General features: G+C 61.2%; 3 protein-coding genes. All 3 read right to left on the reverse strand.

The features are described from left to right. Window positions 1–66: 66 nt before the first annotated feature. Complete coding sequence (locus tag QD357_RS31820) at window positions 67–324, reverse strand: WGR domain-containing protein (RefSeq protein ID WP_285169555.1); 258 nt, start codon at window positions 322–324, stop codon at window positions 67–69. Between the two features lie 197 nt (window positions 325–521). Next, entirely contained in the window at window positions 522–983 is a 462-nt protein-coding gene (locus QD357_RS31825; RefSeq protein WP_414125985.1) for a thermonuclease family protein, read from the reverse strand. Between the two features lie 362 nt (window positions 984–1,345). Next, on the reverse strand, window positions 1,346–2,430 hold a 1,085-nt coding region (locus tag QD357_RS31830; RefSeq protein WP_414125987.1), incomplete at its 5' end, for a type IV secretory system conjugative DNA transfer family protein.

Below are 2,430 nucleotides of genomic sequence, written 5' to 3' on the forward strand. Positions count from 1 at the left end.
TCCTTCGAGACYGACTGGAACCGGCGCCGATGAGGCGCYYTCACGGCCCGCTWCGGCGGGCCGTTCTCATCTCCCCACTGAGGCGCGCGGACGATAGCCGCGCTTGCGCTTTCGTCGGAGCAGATCGAGGAACAGGTCTACGGCTTCCTCTTCCCGACCGAAATGATGGACCATCATCTGGCCTTTGGCGCCAATTCGACCCCACTTCCTCAGCAGGCAGACATCGCCGAACAGGTTCGGCTCGATTGACATGGCATAATAGCGCGCCATGTTCTTCGAGGCGTCCGAGCGCTCGACATAGAGATGATAGGGTTGCGCGATCATGAGGTCAGAATCTCTGATCGCGGGAATCCCGTCCAACGACACTTATGAATCGGTCGGCATGGATTGATTCAGATCTGTGATKAAACGCGACTGGTGGGCTTGGGCGAKACGCCTTCGGCGCACGGCTCTACTCGCTGAAGCTCCCCGAACCCGCCGGGCGGTTTCKGCCATCCGGCAACGATCCTCTCGCGGTCTCCTCAGCCGCACCACCCGTGTCTGGCACCGTCCCAGCGCCGGGCAAGGCCCTCGTTGACGAGAATGTCTCCKAGCGAGTGTCCCGATCGCAATACGGTCCGGAGCTTGCGGCCATACTTGTCTTCGTCGCGCCAGCCAGCCACCAGCGCGAAGTTGCCGGCGTTCAAAAGCGCCAGCAGACGTGCTTTCGCGGCCTCGCCCTTGATGCGTTCTGCTTCGCAGYGCGGCGGACTGAGTTCCGGTGTGTCGATATCCGCGATGCGGATTTTCTCGCCCTCGAACCAGAACGTGTCCCCATCGACGACGCAGTTCATCCGCGTGCTCTCGCCGCAGAATGAAAACGAGGCCGATAGGGAGTCTGATGTAGGTGTCTTTGCCAGGACTGACAATCCGGGGAGGTTGCCGGCGGCGCCGAAGAGAAGCCAGCTTCCCGCTGCAATGATCGTGGCAGCAAGGAGCGCCATTATCGATCCGCGAGAGATGCCCCGCCGAGACCGCGGCGATTTTCCCTGCAGGCGATGTCGATCATCCCGGCCACCAGTCTTCCGCGGTTTTCTGAACGGAACCACGTTCGATTTTGCCACTTTCCCGTCCTTTCTGTTTGGCTCAGCCTATCCCGGTCCCGGTTACATCTGCGTTTATGGCTCGACCTTCGCTCGGCCGGCAGGATGGTGTGTGCAAGCGGGGCGCAGTCCGTCCCGCCTCCCCTGCGGGCCACTATGTTGAGGCTCCTGCGGCTGCGCTGTTTCCCGCTCACGCACGACGAGAATTCCCGAAATCCCGCCCTTTCGTGCGGCCGCTATGCTGTTTTCTCCGATACTCTTCATTATGCTCGATCGGCCTTGCTCGTTGCACTGCGCGCCGGCTCGATCGGATGCGCGTCGGGCCTGTCTTCGAGCTGGTGAAACTTGTTCGTCCCGACGCACCTCTTCATATCCTCACGCCGGAACCAGATGGCACGGCCGCATTTCAGCGGTGCGTTCCCGGCCGTGAAGACAATCTGCTCGTCGGCACGCATGCGCAGGACCTCATGCGGCTGGATCAGAGGTCTGGCGGCCAGTTGCTTCGATCGTGTGMGAGACGATCCCCTCGCCTGAGAACTGCGGCTGACCTGGTCGATCTCGACCGTCGTCATGCCGCAACGGCGCGAGATGTAATCGGCGGTTTCGGGATCGTTGATCGCCGCKAAACTGATCCAGCTGGCGCTTTCGAACCATTTGCTTGCKGCGTCGCGGCCGCCATAGGTCTMGCGCATCTGGCCGATCGATTGGTAGATMATGAKGAGCGTGATCCCATACTTTCGACCGGCGTCGCGGGCTGTCTCCAGGATGCGCATGTAGCCGAGGCGTGCGACCTCATCGAGGAGAAAGAGCGCCCTGCCCTCCATCTGCCCATTGCGGTTATAAATCGCGTTGAGGAACGAGCCGATGATGACGCGCGCCAGGCCCGAATGCGTCTCCAGCGTCTTGAGATCGACGTTGATGAAGATGTCGGTCTTTCCCTCTCCGAGATCCTGCGTCGTAAAGCTCGATCCCGAGACCAGSGCGGCRTAGKTCGGATARGACAGCCAATGKGTTTCCTTGAYCGCATTGGCGTAGACGCCGGAGAARGTYTCSGGCGTCATGTTSACGAARGCCGCGACRTTTTCCTTSACGAAATCSGAGTYYGAATTGTCGTAGATCGACTGCAGCCGCTCCCGCAGTTTCGGCTCCGGCTCGGAGAGGTTCTTGCGCACCTGCCGAAGCGTCTGGTCGTTCTCCGGCGTGTGGCCGGAGAGGCAAACRTCAGCRATCAKYGCKGTCAGCARYTGCAAGGCCGAGGCGCGGAAGAARTCGTCRCGMACRCCGCGCGYGCCGCCGCTRTCGCTCATGATCCAYGAMGCGACSGAGGCGATATCCTCCTCCTTCGTCC

Origin of the sequence: Rhizobium sp. BR 317, from assembly GCF_047445835.1 — a bacterium.
GTDB lineage: Bacteria > Pseudomonadota > Alphaproteobacteria > Rhizobiales > Rhizobiaceae > Rhizobium > Rhizobium paranaense.